Genomic DNA, 1600 nt, shown 5'->3' on the forward strand with positions numbered 1-1600 from the left:
GCCGAGCCGCCGCCGAGCCAACCGGCGCAAGCGAACCGCCCGGGCGAAGCGGGCGACAACGGCGAGCCGCAGCCGGGCGAGAGTGACGACAACGCCGCCTCGACAGCGCCGGGCGACGAAGCAGCGGCGGATACCGGCACCGCCGAAGGCCCGCTGGCGGAAGAACAGCTGGGCTCGGCCGACGAGCGCCAGCAAGCGCTGGAACAATGGCTGCGACAGATTCCGGACGACCCGGCCGAGCTGTTGCGGCGAAAATTCTGGTACGAACAGCAACAGCGTCAGGAACCCTCCCGATGAAGCGTCTAGCCACGCTGCTCCTTCTCCTGCTGGCCAGCCAGGCCAGCGCCGAGGCCTTCTTCGCCAGCGTCGACCGCACCCGCCTGAACGAAGGCGAGACCGTGGTGCTGACCCTCGAGTCCACCGACCCGACCCGTTTCGGCCGGCCGGACCTGAGCCCGCTGGACGAGCACTTCGAAATCCTCGGCAGTCGCCAGGTCAACCGCCTGAGCAACCTCGGCGACACGCCGCGCGCTGCCACACGCTGGATCCTCACCCTGCAACCCAAACACAGCGGCGAGGTGGTGATCCCGCCGATCCGCCTGGAAGATGCCGAAACCCTGCCCATCACCCTGCAGGTGCAGGCGACCGGCGAGCCGGGCAACGGCGAGAAGCTGGCGCCGGTGTTCATCGACGCCAGCCTGGATCAGGACAGCGTCTACGTGCAGGCCCAGGCCGTGCTGACCCTGCGCATCTACCACTCGGTGTCGATGTACGACGACAGCAGCCTGACCCCGCTGCAGATGCAGGATGCACGCATCGAGCAACTGGGCGAGCCGCGCACCTACGAGAAGACCATCGGCGGCGTGCGCCACGGCGTGATCGAGCTGCAGTACGCCATCTACCCGCAGCGCAGCGGCGAGCTGAGCATCCCCGGTCAGGTGTTCAGCGCCACCCTGGTCGACCGCTCGCGCGGCGACGACTTCCTGCCCTTCGGCCCGCGCGCCGGCAAGGTGTCGCGGGTCAAATCACCGGACATCCCGCTGCAGGTCAAAGCCAAGCCGGCCGAGTACCCGGCCGACGCCCCCTGGCTGCCGGCACGCGCCCTGGGCCTGGCGGAAACCTGGAACCCGCAGCCGGGACAGAGCCGGGTCGGCGAGTCGCTGACCCGCCGCCTGATCCTCAAGGTCGATGGCCTGTCCAGCGCCCAGTTGCCGCCATTGCCCGCCACCCAGGTCGACGGCCTGCGCCGTTATCCGGATCAGCCGCAGCTCAGCGACCAGCGCAGCGAAACCGGCATCATCGGCAGTCGCGAAGACCGCGAGGCGCTGGTGCCGAGCCGCAGCGGCAGCTTCGAGCTGCCGGCGCTGGAGGTGCTGTGGTGGAACACCCAGACCGACAGCCTGGAACGCACCGCCCTGCCCGCGCGCACCCTGCAGGTGGCGGAAAACCCGCAGTTGCACAGCGACGAGCCGGCCAGCCCCAGCGTGGTGACCACACAGGTGCTCGAAGGCCCGCCGCTGTGGCCCTGGCAGCTGGCCTGCGCCCTGCTCGCCGGCACCAGCCTGCTCGGTTTCGGCCTGTGGTGGCACGCCCGGCGCCA

Annotated in this window: 1 protein-coding gene and 1 pseudogene; both read left to right on the forward strand. The window is 70.1% G+C overall.

Translation table 11 applies throughout. The features are described from left to right. Positions 1–297: pseudogene (locus N878_RS29130) on the forward strand (hypothetical protein); the annotation flags it as partial. Beyond that, positions 294–1600, forward strand: a 1307-nt coding sequence (locus tag N878_RS19940) for a BatD family protein (protein WP_021445314.1), incomplete at its 3' end; no start/stop codon positions are given. The pseudogene N878_RS29130 and the gene N878_RS19940, both read left to right, overlap by 4 nt.

The sequence above is a fragment of the Pseudomonas sp. EGD-AK9 genome (genome assembly GCF_000465935.2).
Classification (GTDB): Bacteria; Pseudomonadota; Gammaproteobacteria; order Pseudomonadales; family Pseudomonadaceae; genus Aquipseudomonas.